Source organism: Candidatus Albibeggiatoa sp. nov. BB20 (genome assembly GCA_016744725.1).
GTDB lineage: Bacteria > Pseudomonadota > Gammaproteobacteria > Beggiatoales > Beggiatoaceae > Albibeggiatoa.
On record JADGDW010000038.1, the window covers coordinates 1 to 23,942 of the forward strand.

General features: G+C 37.1%; 18 protein-coding genes and 1 pseudogene. 8 read left to right on the plus strand and 11 right to left on the minus strand.

Annotated features, from left to right (window positions below):
- Positions 1–1,101 (minus strand): hypothetical protein (locus tag ABXH34_RS06320; RefSeq protein ID WP_353571021.1); only part of this gene is annotated, 1,101 nt, incomplete at its 3' end.
- 542 nt (positions 1,102–1,643) lie between these two features.
- Positions 1,644–3,317 (minus strand): energy-dependent translational throttle protein EttA, encoded by a 1,674-nt coding sequence (gene ettA / locus ABXH34_RS06325; RefSeq protein WP_353571022.1) that lies wholly within the window; start codon positions 3,315–3,317, stop codon positions 1,644–1,646.
- Between the two features lie 202 nt (positions 3,318–3,519).
- Here ettA and ABXH34_RS06330 point away from each other — a divergent pair, with 202 nt between their 5' ends.
- Both ABXH34_RS06330 and ABXH34_RS06335 read left to right on the plus strand, forming a co-directional pair.
- Positions 3,520–4,173 (plus strand): HAD family hydrolase, encoded by a 654-nt coding sequence (locus ABXH34_RS06330; RefSeq protein WP_353571023.1) that lies wholly within the window; start codon positions 3,520–3,522, stop codon positions 4,171–4,173.
- 7 nt (positions 4,174–4,180) lie between these two features.
- Positions 4,181–4,294: pseudogene (locus tag ABXH34_RS06335) on the plus strand (ISAs1 family transposase); the annotation flags it as partial.
- A gap of 116 nt (positions 4,295–4,410) precedes the next feature.
- Here ABXH34_RS06335 and ABXH34_RS06340 read toward each other — a convergent pair.
- Entirely contained in the window at positions 4,411–6,150 is a 1,740-nt protein-coding gene (locus ABXH34_RS06340) for a BatD family protein (protein ID WP_353571024.1), read from the minus strand.
- A 226-nt stretch (positions 6,151–6,376) separates the two neighbouring features.
- On the opposite strand from ABXH34_RS06340, the gene ABXH34_RS06345 reads away from it, so the two are divergent.
- The gene (locus ABXH34_RS06345) at positions 6,377–6,640 is read left to right on the plus strand and encodes a FeoC-like transcriptional regulator (RefSeq protein WP_353571025.1); all 264 of its coding nucleotides are present in this window, start codon (positions 6,377–6,379) and stop codon (positions 6,638–6,640) included.
- Positions 6,641–6,710: 70 nt separating this feature from the next.
- On the opposite strand, the gene ABXH34_RS06350 is transcribed toward ABXH34_RS06345, so the two are convergent.
- Positions 6,711–8,303 carry an AsmA family protein gene (locus ABXH34_RS06350; protein WP_353571026.1) on the minus strand — a complete coding sequence of 531 codons (1,593 nt, stop codon included), beginning with the start codon at positions 8,301–8,303 and terminating at the stop codon, positions 6,711–6,713.
- Positions 8,304–8,441: 138 nt separating this feature from the next.
- Positions 8,442–10,121 carry an SdrD B-like domain-containing protein gene (locus tag ABXH34_RS06355; RefSeq protein ID WP_353571027.1) on the minus strand — a complete coding sequence of 560 codons (1,680 nt, stop codon included), beginning with the start codon at positions 10,119–10,121 and terminating at the stop codon, positions 8,442–8,444.
- A 733-nt stretch (positions 10,122–10,854) separates the two neighbouring features.
- On the opposite strand from ABXH34_RS06355, the gene hemL reads away from it, so the two are divergent.
- Positions 10,855–12,135, plus strand: coding sequence for a glutamate-1-semialdehyde 2,1-aminomutase (gene hemL / locus ABXH34_RS06360; RefSeq protein WP_353571028.1), 1,281 nt, complete (start codon positions 10,855–10,857; stop codon positions 12,133–12,135).
- Between the two features lie 220 nt (positions 12,136–12,355).
- Here hemL and ABXH34_RS06365 read toward each other — a convergent pair whose 3' ends face one another.
- From ABXH34_RS06365 to ABXH34_RS06375, 3 genes are read right to left on the minus strand one after another with little or no spacing between them, the layout of a single operon-like run.
- Positions 12,356–13,078, minus strand: coding sequence for an LrgB family protein (locus ABXH34_RS06365; protein ID WP_353571029.1), 723 nt, complete (start codon positions 13,076–13,078; stop codon positions 12,356–12,358).
- Positions 13,075–13,437 carry a CidA/LrgA family protein gene (locus ABXH34_RS06370; RefSeq protein WP_353571030.1) on the minus strand — a complete coding sequence of 121 codons (363 nt, stop codon included), beginning with the start codon at positions 13,435–13,437 and terminating at the stop codon, positions 13,075–13,077. Before ABXH34_RS06370 ends, ABXH34_RS06365 begins: the two co-directional genes overlap by 4 nt.
- Complete coding sequence (locus ABXH34_RS06375; protein WP_353571031.1) at positions 13,438–14,334, minus strand: fructosamine kinase family protein; 897 nt, start codon at positions 14,332–14,334, stop codon at positions 13,438–13,440. It lies immediately after the preceding gene.
- Positions 14,335–14,640: 306 nt separating this feature from the next.
- On the opposite strand from ABXH34_RS06375, the gene ABXH34_RS06380 reads away from it, so the two are divergent.
- The 3 genes from ABXH34_RS06380 to ABXH34_RS06390 all read left to right on the plus strand — a co-directional run bounded on the left by ABXH34_RS06380 (position 14,641) and on the right by ABXH34_RS06390 (position 19,321).
- Positions 14,641–15,969, plus strand: coding sequence for an MFS transporter (locus tag ABXH34_RS06380; protein WP_353571032.1), 1,329 nt, complete (start codon positions 14,641–14,643; stop codon positions 15,967–15,969).
- A 253-nt stretch (positions 15,970–16,222) separates the two neighbouring features.
- A complete protein-coding gene (locus ABXH34_RS06385; protein ID WP_353571033.1) occupies positions 16,223–16,825 on the plus strand; it encodes a YfiR family protein in 603 nt (200 codons plus the stop codon).
- 21 nt (positions 16,826–16,846) lie between these two features.
- A complete protein-coding gene (locus ABXH34_RS06390; RefSeq protein WP_353571034.1) occupies positions 16,847–19,321 on the plus strand; it encodes an ATP-binding protein in 2,475 nt (824 codons plus the stop codon).
- Positions 19,322–19,469: 148 nt separating this feature from the next.
- On the opposite strand, the gene ABXH34_RS06395 is transcribed toward ABXH34_RS06390, so the two are convergent.
- The 3 genes from ABXH34_RS06395 to ABXH34_RS06405 form a co-directional block, all read right to left on the minus strand.
- Positions 19,470–21,200 (minus strand): potassium channel family protein, encoded by a 1,731-nt coding sequence (locus ABXH34_RS06395; protein WP_353571035.1) that lies wholly within the window; start codon positions 21,198–21,200, stop codon positions 19,470–19,472.
- Between the two features lie 123 nt (positions 21,201–21,323).
- Entirely contained in the window at positions 21,324–21,998 is a 675-nt protein-coding gene (locus tag ABXH34_RS06400; protein WP_353571036.1) for a hypothetical protein, read from the minus strand.
- Positions 21,998–23,260 (minus strand): DUF58 domain-containing protein, encoded by a 1,263-nt coding sequence (locus tag ABXH34_RS06405; protein ID WP_353571037.1) that lies wholly within the window; start codon positions 23,258–23,260, stop codon positions 21,998–22,000. The genes ABXH34_RS06400 and ABXH34_RS06405 overlap by 1 nt, the downstream gene beginning before the upstream one ends.
- A 266-nt stretch (positions 23,261–23,526) precedes the next feature.
- Here ABXH34_RS06405 and ABXH34_RS06410 point away from each other — a divergent pair, with 266 nt between their 5' ends.
- Positions 23,527–23,751 (plus strand): hypothetical protein, encoded by a 225-nt coding sequence (locus ABXH34_RS06410; protein WP_353571038.1) that lies wholly within the window; start codon positions 23,527–23,529, stop codon positions 23,749–23,751.
- Positions 23,752–23,942 lie beyond the last annotated feature (191 nt).

A 23,942-nucleotide genomic window follows, 5' to 3' on the forward strand; every position in this document is an offset into this window, starting at 1 on the left:
GTTATAAATCTCACCATTAAAAACTATAACATATCTATCATTTTCCATTGGCTGGTTTGCTTTAATATCTAAATCTTGAATTGCTTGCAACTCATGCGGGCGGGGTAAAATAAGATATTGAAATTCGCGGGAAACATCTAATTCAGTTGCAATCCGCATATTTTCTCTTTCAAGCAGATGGTTCACATTATTAAGCTCGTCAAAAGCTAATTCAACTTCAGCGGTTCTGACTTTAACTTTATATTCTAAATTTCTAATAAAATCTTGTAGTTCAACCACCATTTTTTCAAATGAATAAGCCAGAATACTTAGTTCATCGGTATAATTAATATGGATTTTCTTTAAGCTATCAATATATTCAGGTGAAAAGTTTTTTTGCGATAAGTTTTCCACACAACAAGTTAAGGTTTTTAAAGGTAAAGATACGCGATAAGACAGATAATAGCTGGCTAAAATAGAAACGATAACAATCGTAAATAATCCCATAATTTCAACAATTTGAGAACTAAACATGAAGTTTTGTAATACTTTATGCGTAAATTGATTTTGTTTGTCCAAGAGGTTTTGTATACCTGAATAAGAAATATACAAACCTAAATAACCAAGTAATTGAGAATCTGTGTGAAGAGGGGAAATAACGTGATAACCTAGCGCATTTTCCTGAATTAAAATATCGGTTTTTGCTTGAGAAAAATCTAAATAAGAGGATGATTTAGCTTTTGAAAAATAGGCTTGGTTTCGCCTTGTCTCCACACTTAATTTTTTCTGATTATCGAAATTAAATAGAATATTGCCATGATTATCTATAATAACTGCGCTTTCCAAAGAAAACCAACTACCTAATTTCTCAAATAACTCATGAATCGCTAGAGTATCAGAGGCTTGTAAGGCTGGTGCAATATGGCCGCTGATATGTTCTACCGCATTTTTTAACTTCTGCTGCTCAACTAATGTGTACTCTTGACGTGTTTGTAATTTCAACTCATTGGTTAGGTGTTCAATATCCTGGGTAAATAACCATGCTTCAGTAAAAAAGACGGAGACAAGTAAACTAAAATTAATCAGTGTTAAGTACAAAGCATATTTAGTACTGAGTTTCATTGTTGCAACCTCATGTTGGGCTATAAAACACATATTTCTATCATTCATGAAATGAATCATAGATTTGAGAAGTTACCTCGTCGCCAAATAAAAATTGATTAAATAAAACAAACTGAACATTCTAGTAGCTAATATTATGATTTTTGCTAATGCTTTTATCTACGCAGAACGATATAGCATGTTATTTTGCTTTGAGTTGTAAAGCTACTACTATCATTAGGTGAACTCTTTAAATATGATATTTAAGAAATAATATTCAATAATTATGCCTCATGAAAAATTATAAAGGTAGGGAGAATCAATGTGTGCATCAAATGCTAATAAAAGTGCATAAAAAACAGAGCATACTTTAATTATTTAAATTCATGCACTTATACAAAATTATAGACTATTGAATTATCTTCAATAAATGGAGTTTTTTTGAGAAATATACAAGTAATACATTGCTATTAAGTATGATTTTAGAAAATAAGAGAGGATTTTTATTGAAAAAGGCCAGCTTTGAAAGCTGGCCAATTAAAATTTAAAAAGTGAAAATATCGTTAATTGGCTAATGGTTTGTATTTGATTCGGTGTGGTGTATCAGCATCTACACCTAACCGACGCTTACGATCAGCCTCATAATCAGCGTAGTTTCCTTCAAACCAGACCACTTGGCTATCGCCTTCAAACGCTAACATGTGGGTTGCAATTCGGTCTAAGAACCATCTGTCATGCGAAATAACCACAGCGCATCCTGGGAAATTTAATAATGCTTCTTCCAATGCCCGCAAAGTTTCCACATCTAAATCGTTGGTTGGTTCATCGAGCAATAAAACGTTGCCGCCACTGCGTAATAATTTCGCTAAATGCACCCGATTACGTTCACCACCAGATAAGTTTTTAATAAATTTTTGCTGATCTTGGCCTTTAAAATTAAAACGACTAACGTAAGCACGCGACGGGATTTCATATTTACCGACCACAACCATATCTTGTCCATCAGAAATTTCTTCCCATACCGTTCTTTCACCCGCCAAACTATCACGGCTTTGATCTACATGAGCCAATTCAACGGTTTTACCAACGCGAATTTCACCTGCATCAGGCTGTTCTTGACCTGCAAACATACGGAATAACGTGGTTTTACCCGCACCATTCGCACCGATAATGCCCACAATCCCACCGGGTGGTAAATTGAACTCCAAATTATCAACCAACAATTTATCACCAAATGCTTTGCGCAGGCCTTCAACTTCTATCACCATATCGCCTAATCTTGGGCCCGGTGGAATGTAAATTTCTTGGGTTTCATTGCGGATTTGTACATCTTGATTCATTAATTCATCAAAACGAGCCAAACGGGCTTTGCTCTTCGCATGTCGGCCTTTGGCATTACTACGCACCCATTCTAATTCTTGTTTGATTGAACGTTGTCGGGCGGATTCTTGACGCTCTTCTTGAACTAAACGCTGGTCTTTTTGCTCTAACCACGATGTGTAATTGCCTTCCCAAGGAATACCTTGGCCGCGATCTAATTCTAAAATCCAACCTGCAACATTATCTAAGAAATATCTATCATGGGTAACAGCAACCACAGTCCCTTGATATTCTTGTAAAAAGCGTTCTAACCATGCCACTGATTCTGCATCTAAATGGTTGGTTGGCTCATCTAAAAGCAACATGTCTGGCTTGGATAATAACAATTTACACAATGCGACCCGACGTTTTTCACCGCCTGATAATTTGGTCACATCCGCATCCCAAGCAGGTAAACGCAATGAATCAGCGGCTATTTCTAAATGTCTATCTAATTCCCAACCGCCAGCAGACTCAATGGCATCTTGTAATTTACCCTGTTCTTCCATTAAATCATTCATTTCTTCATCGGTCATAGGCTCGGCAAATTTCATGTTAATTTCATCAAACCGAGTCAATAAATCTTTGGTTTCACTCACTGCTTCTTCGACATTACCGCGTACATCTTTTTCCGTATTAAGTTGAGGTTCTTGAGATAAGTAACCCACTTTAATACCTGCTTGGGGACGAGCTTCCCCGTTAAATTCTTTATCCACACCTGCCATGATGCGTAATAAGCTGGATTTACCTGCACCGTTTAAGCCCAGCACACCAATTTTTGCACCGGGGAAAAAAGACAGAGAAATATCTTTAAGAATTTCACGTTTTGGTGGGACAACTTTGCCCACGCGGTTCATTGTGTAAATATATTGCGCCATGTTGCTACTTATCAGTGAGATGTGCGTTAAAAGAACAAAATCTAAAATATGTATTTTAAGGGAGCTAAATATACAAAAGGCTTAACAAATAAGCAAATTATAGTGCTTTAAATTTGTCATGGTTTTCCAATGCGCATCATTCCGCTTAAGGTTTCTGCTAAACTACTGCCCAATTTCTTACCGCCATTTTCTGGATAACAACATGTCACAGGCCTTTAAATTACTTATTTTTGATTGGGATGGGACTTTGATGGATTCCCAAGCTCTTATTGTTGATTGTTTTAAAATTGCTATCGCTGAGCTGGGCTTACAGCCCCGTAGTGCATACGAAATCAAACAAGTTGTGGGTCTTGGATTATATGAAGGATTTGAGGCATTATGTTCTGATGGCAGTGCCGCTCTGTTAAAACAAGGGGTGAACATTTACCGAGAGAATTATTTTTCTAGTATGGCAAAACCAACGCCTTTGTTTCATAAAGCGGATGAAGTATTACAAAGCCTCTATGATGCAGGTTATCAAATGGCTGTTGCTACAGGTAAAGGTCGGCGCGGTTTAAATGATGCATTAGATAAAACAGGCTTACGCGATTTATTCCATAGTACGCGCTGTGCTGAAGAAACCACATCAAAGCCCAATCCACAAATGTTGTATGAAATCTTAGAAGAATTAGATACTGACGCGAGTCAAGCGGTGATGATTGGTGATAGCTTGTTTGATTTGGAAATGGCAAATAATGCAGATATGGCCAGTATTGCAGTTTCTTATGGTTTGCAGGAAAAACAGCGTTTACTCAGTTGCAACCCGTTAACCTGTTTGGATGATGTTACAGAATTGCCTACATGGTTAGACAGCTAATTCAAGAGCGATTCCAAAGTTGTTAGAACGGTTAGATATAACAGGTGCTGTGATTACGATGGATGCAATGGGATGTCAAACGGTTATTGCGGAACAAATCATTGATAGAAAAGCAGATTATAGTCAATTCTATCTTGGGTGTGAGGACTGGCAGTCCTGTTATTATTTAAATATCAATCAGTTTTAAAATCTAGGACTGCCAGTCCTGTATCACTTTAAAATAAAACGACTATATATTCAAACTGGATTTAATGAACCCATACCAGAAGCTGTTGTTTGAGTTGAATTTGTGGCTGGTCTAGCTTGTTGCCACGTTTGAAGCCATGCTTGTTTCCATTGCGCTAAATTAAACTCAGATTGCTCAGCATATAAGGCTTTTTCCAAGGTTCTGAGCATATCAGCCAAAGCTTCGCCTTGAGTTAACTGCTGCTGCATCACCTGACCAATATGACTTAATGCGCTATTTTTTGATAACTGCCATTGTTCATGCGCGAATTGCTGCAATAATTGCTGAATTTGCAATGCAGTCAATGCAGTGGACAGTTGTTGTTTAAATTGTTTTTTAGACAAAGCATGATGATCTGATTGCGTTGGTTTTACTTGGTTTTTGACTTCAGTTTGTTTCCACCATGATTGGAACAATGCAATGATTAAAGCCATAACCGAACCTCCTAAAAGACTCAATTGTATTTTGCTCAATTTGTGTACTTGCTGCACTTGCACAATAGTCTGAGTTGTAACAGGCATTTGCTGTTGTATTGCCATTGGATTGACAATGGCTTGAGGACTTGGAATCGCATTTGGATTTGCTTGTACAGTCAAAGCCTGCGCAGGAATTTCAACTGATGTTATTTGTTTCTCATTAATATCCCACCAAAGTATACGCAATTTAGGAATCGTTATTTCGCCAACTTGTAACGGAATAATACTCAAGGTTTGGGTGATATAATTGGCAGGAATCCGAGTGTTAGCCAATAGCTTACGCTCACTCTCAGGTTTAGAATGACGAATTCGAAAATCATCATTGCCTGTTATTAGCTGCTCTAAATCGGGAAAAGGCTGGCCACCCATACCTGTAGCAATAATTTTGATCGTGCGAATTAACGGTACACCGACGGTCACTGCTTGCTCAATATCACTTTCCCAAGTTGCGTCTATTTTTAAATTTAATAATGGTAACCACGTTTGCATTTGGCTAGGTTTTGGCATTTGAACATTCAATGACACGGGTTTTGCAGCAATAGTTACTTGACGATATGCGTTGAAACTAAACAAACCACCATATTGACCACTTTGATTATTATCATCCAATTTAGAAGCCCGCATTTTAATGATACCCAAATCAATTGCGCCACTTTGCATTGGTGTTAGCAAGTATTCAATTTCATGCACAATTGTGCTACGTCCATTAACCACTTCTTTTTTCGCAGACATATTGGTGAGCTGCTCTACAACAACACCGCTGTTTGGCATCATCGGTTCAGGATTGCGCAAATCACCTAAATGTGATAAACGTAATTTAATATGCACAGGTTCATACAAATAAGGTTGCGGATTAGAGACTTCCACTTGCAATTCTGTACCATCTTGGCGTGGCGCACCTGCTTGAGTGACTTGTAGTTTCAATGGTTGGGTGCTTAATACACCTGCGGTTGTGTTCAAACGAATCGAAGGAATGCTTAATTCACCTCGTTTCAATGGTTCAATTTTATAAATCCAAGTAATTTCTTGGCTGCGATGGCCATTGATAATTTTAGTGGACTGGCTGGTGTTGCGGCTATAAATATTAAAATCATCTTGTAAAACACTAATATCAGGCTCTGTGCTCACACGATCACTGGGTTGTGACAAGGTGACGTATAAGTCAATTGTTTCCCCAATCCCTATTTGATATTGGCTTAAACGCGCGTCTAATTGTGCTGCTGCAAATACACTATTTGAACATAAAATCATGGTGATAAAAGCTAAAAATCGCATTCTTTATCCTTCAAAAATGTTTAAAGATGGACTGTCCTAATAAACGATTAAAATACAGTATGATGTAAAACTGAGAACGATTAGCTCTGCAAGTCATTATATTTCCATTTTCTTAGGGTATGAATGATTGTGATGGTTTTCAATGGCAGGATAAATTTGACAGCTCAAATAGGAATGACTATCATCATTGTTTGAGAATAATTCTCATGGCATTCAGGGAAACACAATGGATTTACGTCAGCTCAAAGCCTATCTTATCGAACATAAACAAGCAACATTAACTGATTTAGCCCATCATTTTCGCACTGAACCACCGTTAGTGCAAACTCTGTTAGAACACTGGATACGCAAAGGGAAAGTGCAGCATACGCATATTGATGAATGTGCTAAAGGTTGTTGCCGAGGTGGTAGTGATTTAGAAGTTTATCGTTGGATTGATGGAAAACCCTTAATCAGTAACATCAGTATTCCTGTTGTACAGCAGAATTAAACCTATTTTAGGATGAATCTATAAATCTAAATTATTTTGAAATTGATTTTAAATTCATCCCGTTGATTCATTAATCAATAAGTTGCAAGTTAATATCGCGCAACTGCATTTGAGTGATTGTTAGCTTTCTGAGTTTGATATGACCTTTCACATTAAAGGCTTTTAATAATTCTAAAGGCAATAAGGGTTGAGATGATTTTTGATTAGGATTGGCTGGTGGCATGTAACCGTCAGCGTCAAGCTTATCCGCTTCTAAACTCAAAGAAAGAACAGGATTAGCAAAATCACGCAGTGCAACTTTGCCTTTGATTTGAGTTTGATCGAGTTTAATTGCTAAATTTTGCAATTCAATATGTTGTAAATCACCTTTTACATCTGTGCTTAAATCTAGTTGGGTCAATGCCTTTTTATCTACGGTTTTTTGTTCAGGCAATTTCAATATTTGTAGCCATTGTTTCAGATTGAAATCCGTTAATTTAAGCTGACTGGAAAATTCAGGTTTAGAAAAATGTTCTAGTTTTAGTTGATTAAGTTGTAATTTTGCATCTAATACCTGTAAATCTAACTTTTCTATCTCAGCTCGTTGTTTAATTAGGTCTAATTTTGCATGGGGAATATGAATAGGATATTGGTCAAATTGTGCGTTTATCTCACTAAACAGGATTTTTTCAGGCGTAGCTTGTAGGTTGAATTTTATTTTTGTTGATTTTATTGGGAATGGTAGTGTGTATTGTTTCAATAATTCATCAAGTTGAGATTGTTGAATATCTACTGATCCTGTTAACTCAGGTGTAGATAAAATATTACTGGCATTAAATTGAGCTTTAATCGTGGCTTTTAACGTCTGAATAATGACCTCAGGAATATCTAATATTTGCTGATTTAAATCTAACTTTCCATGCGCTAAAGCCAACTGTACATTATCTGGTAGCAACTTAGAATCGATGTTTAATTGTAGATTTTCAAACTGAAATAATTGCTGATTAAGATTAGGAGTCACTGCGGTTTGTAATTGTATTTTAGCAGCCTGTTCCAATTGACTGGCATTGACTAAAGTCTCTAATTTTACTTGCATAGTTTGGTCAAGTGTAATCGCTGAAGTTTCTAAATTGACATTTTGCAACGCATAGCTAGTTTGCAGTTTTTCATCAAAAAACATAATATAGCTGTTATTTAAACTTAAGCCTTCTATTTTTAAATTTTCAAGATAAACATTTTGTTGGTTTTCATCTGTACCACTTGAGTCTTGTTCAGTACTTTTTGTTTGAGCTAAGTCCTGCCAATTATTTGAGCCATCCGCACGCTGAATAAGCAATAACTGTAAATCATCAACTTGAATTTGCCCAATTTGAATTTGCTGACTGAACAATGGCAATAATTTAACTTTGAGTTGGACTTGTTGAATTGCAGCAAAAGGCTGTTGTTGAAACTCATCAGGATTATTCAGTGTAGTACTGCCCAGTTTTAAGCCTAACCAAGGGAAAAAGCTCAGTTGGATATCACCTTCAATGCTCAGTTTGCGTCCTATGTTTTGCTCAACCAGCTCTATAATCTGCGGCTTGTATTGGTTTGGATCAACCCATTGTGTAATTGCAATAATGGCCAAACTGATGACTAATAATAGTGAGGCGAGAATGCCTAAACCGATTTTAAGCCATTTCATAATGTACCTTCAGGATAAGACAATATTTTATGTAGTATAGCACTCAGCCAAAATGAAATAACCCCCTGAAACCTAAGCTCCAGAGGGTTATTAACTAACAGACTACTATAGAGACTGTATTAAATGAAGTATCTGCAATTAGTCGGCATCAACTACTTCACCTTGATATAAATCAATTACAGAAGGTGCAATACCGTCAATTGCTAAGTCACAAGTTTCTACTTCAGGGTCACATTTTTCGTCGCCATCATCTAATTGGCCATCGTCTTCAACTGGGAAGCAAATTTCTTCATACATATTTTCGCTTAAAGTAAAGACACTTGTTGTTGCAACACCATCATCAGCATCGCCTGCATCTTGTAAAGCATTCCAAGCATCTTGCTCAATCAACCCTGTGAAGTAGCCAGTACCACCTAATTCAAAGTCACTGTGACGGTGGAATGTTAATATCACTTTACCATCTTCATTAGTCGTGCCACTAGCACCTACAACCGAACTACCATTTTCGCGGAATAGTTCAACATCCCAACCACTTAATAAAGTTTCACCTTCGTTAACGATGCCATCATTATTATTGTCAAAGTAAACACAAACATCAACGAATGGGGTTTGAATCACACCCATATCTTCATAATGGCTGTCATTGTCAACAGTGATTGTTTCAGAAATGCCTGCTTCAATTGAAGGTTCATCACCATTAGTGTCTAACCATGTATCTTGTAAATCATAAGTAACAGTATAATCACCATTAGGTACGTTGTTGAAGAATACTAAACCATTTTCATCAGTTGTTGCCGTTTTAATCACGTTGCCATCGCTATCACGTAATTTAACTGTCCAACCTTCTAAGTCTTCTTCACCTTCATTCGCACCAGCATCTTCGCCGTTAATATCACGGTCGTGGAAGATATTGACGGTGATAGAACCTTCAGCTACTTGCCAGACAGTTGTAATGTCTGCTGAAGTGACACCTTCTTGACTATCCGCTAATAATAATTTTTGTCTTTCCAAATCAAGGGCATGGAAAATAACACCTGCTGGCATTGTATAGCTTGCAGTTGCTTCAACAGTTGCAGTACCTGCACCACTAGCTTCAACTGTAAACGTTGCTTCACCAAATTCATCAGTCATAACCGTTGTTGTGCTTAATGCACCGAAATCAGTTGATAATGTCACTTCCTCATTCTCAACAGGTTGATTACCACGAGTTGCAGATATAGTATAAGTAACTGTTCCACCCTCATAAGCGATAACTGTATCCGTAGACACACTTAAAATAAGAGGCTCTTCATAGGTAGAGCAGTCAGCATTTGCTTCCACATCAGCAACAATTGCATCAGTACGATTAGCAACACTAACAGGAACTGAAGTATCAAAACCATCAGCTAAATACCAAACTGCCGCTTGGCGTGCCGCCGCTTCAGCAGCAGTAAGACCACTAAATTCAGCGGGATAGTTAGTTACTAAATACTTCAAATTACAACTCATTTCTTCGTTACTGGTTTCATAAGTTTCACCAACAGAAGTTGGATGTTGTAAATCCGTACAAAAAGTACCTGCTGTGCTAATTAAGTTGCCATCGTTATCGTATAAACCTAATTTAATGACACCAGCCCAACTGGAATGTGATTCACCATGCAATGTACCTAATACTGATTGGCCTGCTGAGGTACCAGTAATTTTTGCATTATAGTCGCCAGAACTATCACTAGAAGCTGTACCACCTTCAACGAAAGATGCGTGGGTAACACCTGTAAAGCCGAAAGTTAAAAGAGCTGCTAGAACGGAAGCTCTAAGTTTAGTATTAACGCGAGACATGTTACGCTCCTTGGTTAAACTGTGTAAATTTAAATAGCTAATTTTGTATGTAGACTAAAAAATTGAGCATACCGAACAGTTTTTAATTGCGGTTTACACAGAAATAATTTTTATTTCAAGATATTAAGAATGAAAACAACTGTGGCAATTTTAGCTTGTTTCTTAAAAATTTTCTAGTCTAGTCAGTATAAACTTGCAGACGGACAAATGGCACAAATCAAGCCGTGTTGTGCTTAAAAAATTAAAGAATTTTATTTTGTAGTGTTTTGCTACTTTTTTCTATACTTCTATTTATAGCGCAAATTTGACTACAGGTAACTCTTATCCTTGATAACAGGTCTTAAATAATAGATAGCAGGCTTGATTTTTTTCGATATAAAAATTATGACAAAAGGGTGACAAAACAATAAAATTTAATAATTTAAAATATTTTTTATATCCAGTATATTCATTGGTTTACTTTTTATAAGACTTACTTGTATTTTACAACTAAGATGCGATATTTTTCACACTCAATGTAGACGAATATTATATTAAAAATCAAACTGCCCCCAAGCTACAATCATAAAAAATAGGCAATAATTATTCCGTTATGACCTTAAACATTTTACTGTTCTGTTCAATTCAAATCACCTCAAGTTTGCAAGTTCACTTGTTCCGTTCTTGATTTTATCTGCTATATCACGTTTAATTGATTGCATTTTCAGATAGCAATTTAAATAAAGGATGACCTATGATTGCAGCGCATGGACTGTTTGAAACGGCACAACAATATATTCCAGGTGGTGTGAATTCCCCTGTCAGAGCATTTAAAGGTGTTGGTGGTGATCCCGTATTTATCCAACGGGCGGAAGCGGCTTATTTATATGATAGTGAAGGCAAACGCTATATTGATTATGTTGGTTCATGGGGGCCTATGGTCGCAGGTCATGCTCACCCTAAAGTCATTTCCACAGTACAAGAAGCGGTTAAAAATGGCTTGAGCTACGGTGCGCCTACAGAAATTGAGACGCAAGCAGCCGCAAAAGTATGTGAGCTTGTGCCATCAATCGATTTAGTGCGTATGGTGAACTCTGGTACGGAAGCAACAATGACCGCAATTCGGTTAGCACGTGGTTATACGGGTCGAGATAAAATTGTAAAATTTTCTGGCTGTTACCATGGCCATGTTGATTCATTATTGGTTAAAGCAGGTTCAGGCGTATTGACTCTCGGATTGCCAAATAGTCCCGGTGTGCCCGCATCACTTGCCGAACATACATTGACTTTAGATTACAATGATATTGAACAAGTTAAAACTATTTTTGCTGAAATGGGTGAACAAATTGCAGCAATCATAGTTGAGCCTGTCGCAGGTAATATGAACTGTATTTTACCACAAGATGGTTTTTTACAAGGTTTACGAGCGGTTTGCGATCAATATGGTAGTGTCCTTATTTTTGATGAAGTCATGACAGGATTTCGAGTTGCATTAGGTGGGGCACAAAGTTTGTTCAATGTGACACCTGATTTGACCTGCTTGGGTAAAGTAATCGGTGGTGGTATGCCTGTGGGTGCATTTGGTGGCAAAAGAGAAATTATGCAACATATTGCGCCATTAGGTGCTGTGTATCAAGCGGGTACATTATCAGGCAATCCCATTGCGATGGCTGCAGGATTAGCAACTTTAGAGATTATCAGTCAACCAGATTTTTTCACAGATTTAACTCAAAAAACAGCAGGCTTTGTACAATCAATGCTAGAACGTGCGCAAAAAAATAATATTCCTATGACAGGTGTATCCATCGGTGGCATGATGGGTTTATTTTTCACTGAGGCCGTTGCTGTAACTAATTTTAACCAAGCTATGCAATGTGATGTCGAACGGTTTAAAATATTTTTCCATGCGATGCTTGATAAAGGTATTTATCTTGCGCCATCTGCATTTGAGGCAGGTTTTATTTCTTCTGCTCACAGTGAAGCTGATATTGAACAAACATTAGATGCGGCAGAGGCTGTATTTAAAATACTTTAATATTTTATTTAAGTATTATCAACCCATCTTACGCATGTAGGGTGGGTAGAATGAATTGTATTTTTTCATCATTAGACATTGGCGAATACATTATCATGCAGTGTCTTAATACATTCTTAAATATCAATCAATTATAAGCATTTCTCATTCTTCTGTTGATTGCAAATAATTAAACTTATCTGATGGAATTGAGATATTTTTAATATTTTTAAAGATTTTATTATCCCAATAAATTCAATAACCAAGGTAAAATAAGGGCGGTGATAAATGTTGATAATGCCATCGCTAACCCTGAAAATGCACCCATCTCTGAATTAACTTGAAAGGCACGCGCTGTTCCAATTCCATGTGCCGTCACACCCATTGCAATGCCTTTGACACTTTCATCTTTAATCCGCATCAATGCAAATAGTTTCGTACCAAAAACTGCCCCGATAATACCTGTTGTCACGACCATGGCAGCGGTTAATGAAGGAATCCCACCGACTTTTTCCGCAATACCCATTGCAACAGGCGCAGTCACGGATTTGGGAGCTAACGACAATTGAATCGCGGTACTTGCCCCAAAAAATCTTGCAATTAAAACCGAACTTAATGCACCTAAGATCGCGCCCATAACCAATGCAATTGAAACAGGCAGCCAAATTTTTCTTAATTTAGGTAATTGTTTATACAAAGGTATTGCAAGAGCAACCGTTGCTGGACCTAATAAGAAATGGATGAATTGACCACCTTCAAAATAAGCTGCATAAGAAGTATTTGTCAGGGTTAAAAAGCTAATCAATATCAAAACGGCAACCGCAACAGGATGTAACAATGAATTTGAATTAGTGTAAGTATACAAACGATGAGCGATGCCATACGCAATCAAGGTTATGGTTAAACCTGTCAATGGCTCAGCTGAGAGATAAACCCAAATGGTGGCTAAATTAGGTTCTGTCATTGACTTGAATCCTTAGTAAATAGCTTTAAGCTAAGTACCATGATTGCAGCAGTCATTACCATGGTAAAAACCGTGCTAAGTATCAGTGTCATTACAATCGGCAGCCATTGGTTTGCTATCAGCTCAAAATGTGCCATTAGTCCAACACCCGCAGGTATGAATAATAGTGATAGATGCCCCAATAAGGTTGAGGAAGAAATATCTAGGGAAATTGGAACATGCGCTCTTAACAATAATGTCAACAGTAGCAATATCATACCGACAACAGGACCAGGTATCGGCAAACCTAAAAACAATACAAAGAACTCCCCAATCAACTGATAAATCAGCAGAATAGTAATACCATGTATAAAATCCATCTATTTAATTTCACTCAATAATTTTGAAATCATGCCTTCAGCTTGACTTAAATAGCCGCCACCAAACAGATTTAAATGGTTCAAAATATGATATAAATTATACAGAATCTTGCGGGTAGGATAGCCAACATCTAATGGCCATTGATCTTGGTAGGCTGCATAAAAATCGCTAGGGAAACCACCAAATAATTCAGTCATCGCAATATCCGTTTCACGGTCGCCATAATAGATGGCAGGGTCAAAAATCACGGGTTGGCCATCCACATCAACTGCGTAATTACCTGACCATAAATCACCATGTAATAGGGAAGGCGAGGGGGAGTAATCGGTAAAAAATACGCCAATTTCATCTAATAATTTTTCGCCATGGGTTTGCAAATTACCGCTATAACCCTTGTGGGAGGCTAACTCTAATTGATAGGCTAAACGTTGTTTTTGCCAAAATGTAGCCCAGTCATTTTCCTGTGTATTTTTCTGGGGAGTTGAGCCAATATAATTATCTCGATACCAACCGTAAGGTGTGCGCATCACTTGATGTAAAACGGCGAGTTGATGACCTAATTGAATTCCTGCATTACGTGCATCACCCGGCATTGCGATATACTCAGTCACTAAATAGGCATGAGTTTGAGTCGAACCCCAACAGATCGGTACTGGCACTTTGATAACCGCAGGCTGTGCCAATTCGGCCAAACTGGCGGCCTCAGACTCAAACATTTCATACGCACTGGGCTGATTGATTTTAACAAAGTAATTCTGCCCTAAGCCTTCGATGCGAAAAGCTTGATTGATACATCCACCTGAGATGGAATAATGCGTTTGCACCTGAAAGTCTTGGTCTGTCGTCTCAGTAATGTGTTTTGCAATGGTTTGCCAATCAATACTTGTCTGCAACATAAAGCCTATCCTGTGAGCGAGCGTAACAACCTGACATAAAATGAGCTAAAGTGACCTTTCAACTGTCCCATAAAAAAAGCATGTGATGCTAACAATTCTAAGATTTTAAATTTATCTTGCATCATCTACTAGAATTGATAAATCTTTCGTTTGCATCCAAAACAGAGAAGCTATTATTTTATACATTTAATGGGGGAGGTAATAGTGGCCGATTGTAACATAAATGCTGACAACAGCGATTGAATTGATGTTTAGCAAGTTTATTGAGTGTAGAATGTGAGTAAGGTATAGAATTGGAGCACGTAGATGAATCAGCTCAGTTTGCTTAAAAGTCAGCGTTTTTTCCCTTTATTTTTAACCCAATGTCTTGGTGCATTCAACGATAATATATATAAAAACTCACTGGTTATTCTAATTATTTTTCAAGGTGATATGTTGTATAACATTCCAACCACTCAACTTGTTACTATGAGTGCAGGTCTTTTCATTTTGCCTTTTTTCCTATTTTCAGCCACTGCGGGACAGCTTGCCGATAAATATGAAAAAGCGTGGGTAATTCAGCAAACTAAACGACTAGAAATCGTCATTATGTCACTGTCATTCATAGGGTTTTACACGCACAATATTGGCTTTTTGATCGTACTGTTGTTTTTAATGGGAATGCAGTCTGCTTTATTTAGTCCTATAAAATACGCTATTTTACCACAACAATTGCAAAAAGAAGAGTTAATGGCAGGAAATGGCTTGCTGAGCATGGGAGGCTTTTTAGCTATTTTGCTGGGCACAATTTTAGGTGGTATTTTAATTTCAATTGCAGATTATGGCGCGTTATTGGTGTCAGGTATTGTGTTTGTGGTTGCAATTTTAGGTTATATGACAAGCTTATACATTCCTAAGGCAGCTGCACCTGATGCGGATATAAAGTTGAATTGGAATATTTTCACTCAAACTTGGCGGACTTTTCAATTTGCATTAGAGCGCAAAGATGTGTTTATCGCCATTATTACCGCATCATGGTTTTGGTTTGTAGGCTCAACATTTTTATCTCAAGTACCTGCTTACGCTAAATATGTTTTAGGCAGCAATAATGAAGTCATCACTTTACTTTTGTTTATGTTTTCTTTTGGGATTGGCTTAGGTTCGATATTATGTGAAAAATTATCTAAGGGGCGTATTGAATTGGGTTTAGTTGTTGTTGGGACAATCGGCTTAATATTGTTCCCAATTGACCTCTATTTTGCGAGCCAGCCGTTTGTTAGCTTACGTTTATCTGCTGGTGAGCTCGGTTTATGGCAATTTTTGGCTTTAGATGGCAGTTGGCGTGTATTGTTAGACCTCGCATTAATTGGACTGTTTGGCGGCATTTATATTGTGCCCTTAAACACAACCGTACAACAAAGGAGTAATCCTAAGTTTCGAGCTCGAATTATTTCAGGCGCGAATATCTGCAATGCCTTATTTATGGTAGCATCCGCGATTAGTATTGTTGTACTGCTTGGTTTTGGATTTACTATTCCACAAATTCTATTGTCTCAAGCGGTCTTTACTTTACTGATTGTTGGGGTTTTGTTTTTCATTATGCCCGAATTTATTTTAAGCTTTTTAGCATGGACTGGTATTCAGAGCAGAAAATAAGAATAAATACAGTTTAACTCTCTATTTCTTTTTTAGCTAAAATGTAACAAGATGCTCCTATTTAGATTCATAATTGATAGTTAAAATAGATAGCTTATAACAAGGAATGCTTGGTAGGATTAAACCACGCGCATAGGATTTGCATACAAGGTCAGTAAAGACAATCAATAATACTGTGGAAATCAGTTATATTCATCATATCTAAATTATACTATTTATATGATACAATTCAGCACTAAATGTAATCATAGCAATGACATCTTATGCACTTTTTCACCTAAAACTCAAGGCAGGCGATAAGTTGTTTGCACTGTTACCATCTTTTTCCAACTATAAAATTATAGCTATGGTTGCTTGCTTTGTGCTATTGTTTGGCACTACTTATCAAGTAGTTCAGGCAAAACCTCCAAGTGAATACCAGCTAAAAGCTGCATTTTTATATAATGTTGCTCGCATGGTAGATTGGCCAAAAGCAGATAGAAAAAAACCATTGATTGTTTGCTTAATGGGAAAAGACCCGTTTGGAGACGCTTTGAACTCTATTAAGAAAAAAAAGGTCAAAAAACGTCCACTTGAGTTTATGATGAACATCACACTCAGTGATATTTCACAATGTAACATTTTATTTGTAACCCAAGCTGCTCAAGATTTATTGACAAATATACTCCCTAACACAGAGAATCAACACATCTTAACTGTTGGTGATGTACCCGAGTTTGCAAAGCAAGGTGGCATGGTAAATTTGCTCAAGAATGGGGAGCGAGTTGCTATCGAAATTAACCTAAAAGCCGTCAAAGCATCCAATATTGTCATTAGTTCTAGGCTATTAACATTAGCAAAAATTGTTGACGAGTAACGCCACAGGAACAGTCTTTAAATGAGAGCCTTCCGTGACATTTCGATCAAAAGTAAACTTAGTACCATCATCCTAGCGACCAGTGCTATTGTTTTACTATTGGCTTCAAGTGCATTTGTAACCAACGAATTATTTAGCTTACGTCGAACGATTGTGGCAGATTTGTTTACAGTTGCCGATATTATTGGTTTAAACAGTAGTGGCGCATTATTGTTTTATGATGCCAGCAGTGCTGAGGAAAATCTAACAGCATTGACAGCTAAGCCACATATCTTACGCGCACATCTCTTTACCAAAGATGGCACTTTGTTCGCCAGCTATTTCCGCAAAGATTTATCCAATCAAGAACCACGATACCCTTCTGTTTGGGGCTACTATGCTAAAAATAGTCCTGAAGCCATTACCGAAGATAAGCCTATTAAAGACAGCAGCTTCTTTCATAGCCGCGACATCGAAGTGTTTAAGAATATTAACTTTGATGATGAATTCATTGGGATTATTTATGTTCAATCGGATTTAGATGAATTAGAGGAAAGCTTATTTTTAGCTGCGGCCATAGTCTTTTCAATTATGCTTGCTTCTATGTTGCTGGCTTATATTCTTGCTTCAACGCTACAGAGTTTTATCAGTCAACCTATCTACAGCTTATTGACAACGATGAAAAAGGTATCTAAGAACAAAAATTATTCGATTCGGGAAGTGAAGTTAGGTAATGATGAATTAGGCAGTTTGGTTGACGGCTTTAATGAGATGCTTTCCCAAGTTGAACAACGTGATTTAGAGCTAAAACAATATCGAGTGCATTTAGAAGAAAAAGTACAACAACGGACTTCAGAACTCGCTGAGGCGAGAGATCAAGCATTGGCAGCCAATAAGGCCAAGAGCGTATTTTTAGCCAATATGTCACATGAAATTCGCACACCAATGAATGCGGTATTGGGTTATGCGCAGATATTACAGCGCGATTCAGATTTAACCAAATATCAACGCGATGCACTGCAAATTGTTGAAACCAGTGGCAATCATTTACTTGGTTTAATTAATGATATTTTGGATATTTCTAAGATTGAAGCGGGTGCAATGGAAATTCGTAATGAGAATTTTTACTTAGATGAATTAGTTGATGGCATTTCAGCTATGTTTAAAATCCGTTGTGAGCAAAAGCGTTTAGGCTGGCATGTTGAAAACGAGGTCTATGAAAAAATAACAGTTTATGGTGACCAAGGTAAATTACGTCAAATATTGATTAATTTGCTAGGTAATGCAGTGAAATTTACTGAAAAAGGTCAAGTTGTATTACGCGTTTCTCCTGGAAATAAACCAGATGCTTATCGTTTTGATGTGCTTGACACTGGCCGTGGTATTGCCGCCGAGGATCAAGGGCGCATTTTTGAGCCATTTCAACAAGAAACTTCAGGTTATGATAAAGGGGGGACAGGTTTAGGTCTAGCTATTACTAAACGACAAATTGAATTGATGGATGGTAAACTGAGTTTAAAATCGGACTTAGGTGATGGTTCTGTATTCACTGCCATCTTGCCATTTCCAAAAGGCGATGGCGAAGTTGAATTTCATGGTAATTACCAGCAAGTGGCACGCGTGGCTGATGATTATCAGATTTTAGCCGTTGTTGTAGATGATGTGGAAGAAAATCGTGATATTTTGGCGCATGTGCTACGAGATATTGGTATCGACACTATTGAAGCGCATAATGGTCAAGAATGTATTGATATTTTAAAACAGCAAGATGTGGATATTGTATTTACGGATATCAGAATGCCTGTCATGGGTGGCGAAGAAATGATTATATATATCCGTCAGAATTTAAAATTGGATATACCTTGTATTGCGATTTCGGCTTCTACATTAGCACATCAAACTAAAGGAATGTTGGACTCTGGGTTTAATCACTTTATTTCAAAACCGTTCCGTTTTGAAGCTATTTATGAATGTTTGGAAAAGCAGCTGAATCTTGAGTTTATCTATAGAGATAAGACGGATTCCAACTCTAGTGGTAATGACAGTTTGGCTATCACTCAAGTACAATTGTCCGAAGAGCTATATGCACGCTTGTATGAAGCTGCGAAATTGAATGATTTAACTGAATTAGATGAACTTATTACAGGCTTAAAAGCAAGTGCAACAACCCAAGCATTTGGTGAGCGATTAAGTGATTTGTTGGATGATTATAATATAGAAAGCATTTTAGAAATTTTGGATGAGCTGAAGCAGCAAGAATATCCTGAACAGCTTGAAACCCAGGCCAATGAATCTTGTTTAGAAATGTCCAAAACAGATTTAACTCGTTTAGAAAATGCAGTTAAATTAAATGATATTTCTGAATTGGAAGATATTTTAGTTGAATTACAGCAACATAAAAATAAAGCATTGCGCGATTTTGCTTTGCGTATGGACAGCTTATTATCTAATTATGATATTGAAGGGATTGAAGAATATTTGTTAAATGTACAATGTATTAATGCTTCAGATGACTAATGTGAAACTAAAAAATTGGTTTTCTAAAATGATGGACATATACTGTTAAAACATTGAACTCGATGAATATATTATCACGCACTGTATTGCGCATAGATTTTTATAATTGCCAACAGTCAAGCCAACCGCATCACTTCGGTTAATAAATCTAATGCTTTTCTGATGTGTTTTTCGTCAATGCATTGTGTATCCATTTCCACACAACACTTCTAGGCATAATGACTCCCTTAGAGACATAGGTTAATACAAAAGGGTCTTGTAGTGTCCATTCCATATTATTAGATGCGCTATATTGCCCACACCATAAAATAACATCCCCTATCATCAAACATTCCGTTTCATCAGGTAGTAAAATTTGTTCCTCACCACGTATCAACATCAATGCAATACAGGCTAGATTATATTCTCTATCTTTAGGGTCGCGTATCAATGTCTGAATATTAGCAGGCTGACCTTGTTGTAATGTTTGATACAGTGCAGGGGCGTGCTGCTCATTTATCACCGTTTCCCATACAGTTGGTGAAGCATGTTCAGGAATTACCCCTATCATGCGACTTATCACATAGTTAGCCCAATGATTACCACGCAATTTAGAGGCTCGAATAAAATCGGCTAGTAACGGTGACATCAATAGAATCCGAATATGGTCGGCAATAATTTGGCTGGCTTGCATCACAATTTCAGCTTGAACCGCATCAAAAATCACCTGATTAGCTTCATTATTTTGACGGATAATGACATATAAATTAGGATTAAGTTGTCGTGCAGCCATCACAATGGCCAAATTGTGCATATCATCATTCGTCCCTGCGACAATACCCACCGCTTGTTCAATATGTGCAGCGTGCAATACTTCAGGTTCCATGCCTAAGCCTACGACATACTCTTCTCTGGGATAGCCTGTTTCACTTAAATTATTTTCAACAATCACAATCCGAATATTAATTTCTTGTTCCAATTGTTTGCGCACCGCTTGGCCAAAACGTCCATAACCACATAAAATCCATAAACCATGCTGTGGTGGACTGAGCAATTTATCATTCAAAGGAATGTCTCGTTTTCCTATTAACCATTCTCGTAGTAAAAATAAGCTGGGAGAATGCAAAATAATATGCAGTAAACGAGCAAAAATATTAAAGGGATTGATAATGAAATCAGCTTCAAAGGTGGCCATGTTGACAGCAACCTCATTGGAATCAACACGGCAAATCACAGGTAGTTGGGGATTGAGCAATTTTGCAGTAATCGCAATATTTAAATTAATACTGTTATCATTGGTAATTGCAACCACTGCGGCACAACGTGGATTACGTAAACCCCCTTCAAGTAAATGCATAGGCTTACTCGCATCAGCACAGAGCTTTGGTACATAAACAGGATAATTTTCCATGATTAAGCTATTAATTCGATCTTGATTTTTCTCAATCACAACGGCGCGTAAAAAACGCTCTTCCAAAGAACTCACCAAGGCTCGCCCCGTATCGCCATAGCCGCAAATCAAATAAAAAGATTCATGAATATTGGTAACGGTTTGCGAAAAACGCTGCTCGACCAAAGTACGTCTTAATGCTTCATCTTGCGCTAAGGAAAGCAATGTGCCAATCGCATAAATCCATGAAACAACGGTTAAATATAGAGAAAATGTTGCCCACAGGCGTTGCGCACCTGTGAAAGCATAGGGAATTTCCCCAAAGCCAATGGTTGTGCCCATATAAGAAACAAAGTAGAACGCATGGAAAAAATCCATGTACCACACATTGCCTTGGTCATCTACACCGGGCATCAATGTCATACCGACCATGGCCAGCGCGTAAACGCTAATCAAAACCATAAGCGGTAAACGCATACGGCGCATAATTAAGAAAATAATACTATTCATGAGGGATTGAATATATGTTTGCAGAAGATGGATTCAGAAGGCATCAATGATAACATTACCATCTTAACATCCAAAGATAGAACTGATGTTTTTCAATTTTAAGCTTTTTCAGTTGTCGACATTCTAAACAATTTCAGCTAATAACAAGGATAAAATCGTGGCATTGACGAGGCTAAATAAACGACTCCACAGTAATAAAGTGCTATATAAAATAAACTTAAGCTCTATTTTTAATTCTTTACGGATCATTTTCTTAAAAACATCATCAATCGCATTGATTTCAATCATGCTCAAACGATTTTCCCCACAATTTTCATTTTCTTGCTCAGATTGCTCATGTTTGGAGGATAGTTGTTTTAAGAACTGTTTCACTTTCTCAGAATCTTGTAAATTGTATCGAAAACCCACCTCTGTTAAAAAATAAACAAACGCGGTTATGACTGCTGATAAGACGAAATAATAAAATACGAAAATAATAATAAATAGAGCAAAAACACTAGGGAAATTTGGGTAATAAATGACGGACGCTAATGCAAGTGTACCATAGAATAGATACAAAAAAGCCATTCTATTAACATAAGAAGCATCACTAAGCTTTTGATTTAACTTATTTAAATTTCTTCCATTACTGGCAGAGAAATATAACTGGATGTGTTCGGCGACAATAAAAAAAATCATGATGCCCAACACCGCATTCATAAAATCTGCTGAAATTGTATTACTGGTGATAAAGTGACGAAGTAGAAAAAAAATAGGGACATTTAACGTGACTGATAAAATAAAAAATTCTGCTTTCATTATAGTGCGCCACTACGCTTAATTTCCAAATAACGATTGACTAAGGAAATAGGCAAATGCTCTGGCTCAGTATCCAAGTACAATACACCATGACGATTTAAGGCTTCATGTGCTTGGCGGCGACGGAGCAAATATTCATGGGTTGCGGCATAACGTAAAGCATCTTTAAAATGATTAACAGGCTTATCAAGCACTTCATTTAAAACCGTTTCTTGTAAGCTGGCTAACAAAACCAAATGTCGACGTTGTAATAATTTCATTGCTGGAATCAGCTCTTCATGATCCTCATCACGTAAATTGGATACGACGATAATTAAAGCCCGCTTATTTAAACGTGTAATCAATTGTTTAGCTGCATTTAAATAATCACTGGTTTTTAAACTAGGCTGTAAATCGTACACAGTATTCAACACGGTATTGACTGAATTCAAGCCTTTTCTTGGAGCTAACCAACGCGGCGGCCCATCACCACTAAATGTCATTAATCCCAAAGCATCGCCCTGACGTAAAGCCACATAAGTTAGCAATAACATCGCATTCAAAGTATGGTCAAAATGCGATAGAGCATCATCTTGGGTCCACATTCTTCGCCCACAATCGAGTAAAAAAATAATTTGCTGGTCGCGCTCATCTTGATATTCTTTCGAAATTAGCTTTTTAATCCGCGCTGATGCATTCCAATCAATTTGGCGTAAGCTATCACCTGCACGATAATCTCGTAATTGATGAAATTCCAAGCCTTCACCACGCCGCTGGAGCTGTTTAATCCCGATTTGACCTAAACGATCCTCCATTGCTAATAAGGTATATTTAGTCAAAGCTGCGAAATTTGGATACACTTTGATAGGGTTTTCATGTTTGACATATTGATATTTTTTCCAAATACCTAATGGCGAATAAGTTAATAAATGCGTGCCTGAAAATTGTGTATTGCCACGTTGTTCTGGACAAATTCGATAATGGGTTTGTACCGAACGTTGTGGCTTAACGAGCAAAGTTTGTGGTAAAGCCTCAAATTCGCTATGTGGCGGATAATCATCAAATAATTCAACTTTTTGAGTTTGTAAATAAGGATTGCGTAATTGCAAACTTACCTCTGACCAAACCCCCAATGCCAATGAGTTTGACACTGTTCTTTCAATACGTAACGGCCTTGTCCAATACATCTTCCAAGCATCTAGCAATGCCAAGCCCAATATAGCAAAGCCTACTATTTTCCATAATAGTGCTAAAATAGGGATAAAAACGACGACAACAGCCATCAAGAGCCATAAAAACAATAAGTACAATAAATTAGAGGCTGGGCGCATGGACATTTTTAATTAGGTGATAAGCTTAGTTTGATTCTAAAGCCTTAAAGCATGTAAAACAACAGGCTGTTTTATATAAAGGGTTTGGTTTGACATTATTTTTTCTAGGGTGTTAAATACCAAACTATACGTATTGCACTACATATTTATAACCCACATCTCTCTCTAATCGCATGGATTTTCTTTAGATGTTTAGATATTTTTTAGCAGTTATTATAATGGCTATGGTGGTTTTATTGCTTTCTAGCCTATTTATTGGGCTTGGGTTCATATTAGGGCAAATTTATCATTTTAGCTTATTCGAAGCGACATTAATTTGCTTGTTAACAAGCTTAGTATTATTCGCTTTTCTGCTAGCAAGTCGATTTTTTCTTGATGGTTTTCAAGACGATTATGATGACGATGATTTTGAGTTAGAACTTGATGATTTAGATAAACATTAAATGATCTTGGATATAAAAATCAGTAGTTAGTTTTAAACAAGCTAAGCGATACAAAGGCTTCAATTTTAGGAAATGGATTAAACCTTACTCAGCTAAAAAGCACGGTTTGCTTGAATTCAACCCAATAAAATTAAGTACTTAATAGAGTGTGGATAGCTCAAAATTGATCCAAAATATTGAAAATAATAGAC

Excerpts from the sequence above, each read along its gene's own strand:
- ABXH34_RS06410 (WP_353571038.1), top strand. The coding sequence starts at position 23,527 with ATGGCTATGGTGGTTTTATTGCTTTCTAGCCTATTTATTGGGCTTGGG.
- ABXH34_RS06390 (WP_353571034.1), top strand. The coding sequence starts at position 16,847 with ATGAGAGCCTTCCGTGACATTTCGATCAAAAGTAAACTTAGTACCATC.
- ABXH34_RS06340 (WP_353571024.1), bottom strand. The coding sequence starts at position 6,150 with ATGCGATTTTTAGCTTTTATCACCATGATTTTATGTTCAAATAGTGTA.
- ABXH34_RS06355 (WP_353571027.1), bottom strand. The coding sequence starts at position 10,121 with ATGTCTCGCGTTAATACTAAACTTAGAGCTTCCGTTCTAGCAGCTCTT.
- ABXH34_RS06405 (WP_353571037.1), bottom strand. The coding sequence starts at position 23,260 with ATGGCTGTTGTCGTCGTTTTTATCCCTATTTTAGCACTATTATGGAAA.
- hemL (WP_353571028.1), top strand. The coding sequence starts at position 10,855 with ATGATTGCAGCGCATGGACTGTTTGAAACGGCACAACAATATATTCCA.
- ABXH34_RS06385 (WP_353571033.1), top strand. The coding sequence starts at position 16,223 with ATGACATCTTATGCACTTTTTCACCTAAAACTCAAGGCAGGCGATAAG.
- ABXH34_RS06330 (WP_353571023.1), top strand. The coding sequence starts at position 3,520 with ATGTCACAGGCCTTTAAATTACTTATTTTTGATTGGGATGGGACTTTG.
- ABXH34_RS06375 (WP_353571031.1), bottom strand. The coding sequence starts at position 14,334 with ATGTTGCAGACAAGTATTGATTGGCAAACCATTGCAAAACACATTACT.
- ABXH34_RS06365 (WP_353571029.1), bottom strand. The coding sequence starts at position 13,078 with ATGACAGAACCTAATTTAGCCACCATTTGGGTTTATCTCTCAGCTGAG.
- ABXH34_RS06380 (WP_353571032.1), top strand. The coding sequence starts at position 14,641 with ATGAATCAGCTCAGTTTGCTTAAAAGTCAGCGTTTTTTCCCTTTATTT.
- ABXH34_RS06400 (WP_353571036.1), bottom strand. The coding sequence starts at position 21,998 with ATGAAAGCAGAATTTTTTATTTTATCAGTCACGTTAAATGTCCCTATT.
- ABXH34_RS06345 (WP_353571025.1), top strand. The coding sequence starts at position 6,377 with ATGGATTTACGTCAGCTCAAAGCCTATCTTATCGAACATAAACAAGCA.
- ABXH34_RS06350 (WP_353571026.1), bottom strand. The coding sequence starts at position 8,303 with ATGAAATGGCTTAAAATCGGTTTAGGCATTCTCGCCTCACTATTATTA.
- ettA (WP_353571022.1), bottom strand. The coding sequence starts at position 3,317 with ATGGCGCAATATATTTACACAATGAACCGCGTGGGCAAAGTTGTCCCA.
- ABXH34_RS06370 (WP_353571030.1), bottom strand. The coding sequence starts at position 13,437 with ATGGATTTTATACATGGTATTACTATTCTGCTGATTTATCAGTTGATT.
- ABXH34_RS06395 (WP_353571035.1), bottom strand. The coding sequence starts at position 21,200 with ATGAATAGTATTATTTTCTTAATTATGCGCCGTATGCGTTTACCGCTT.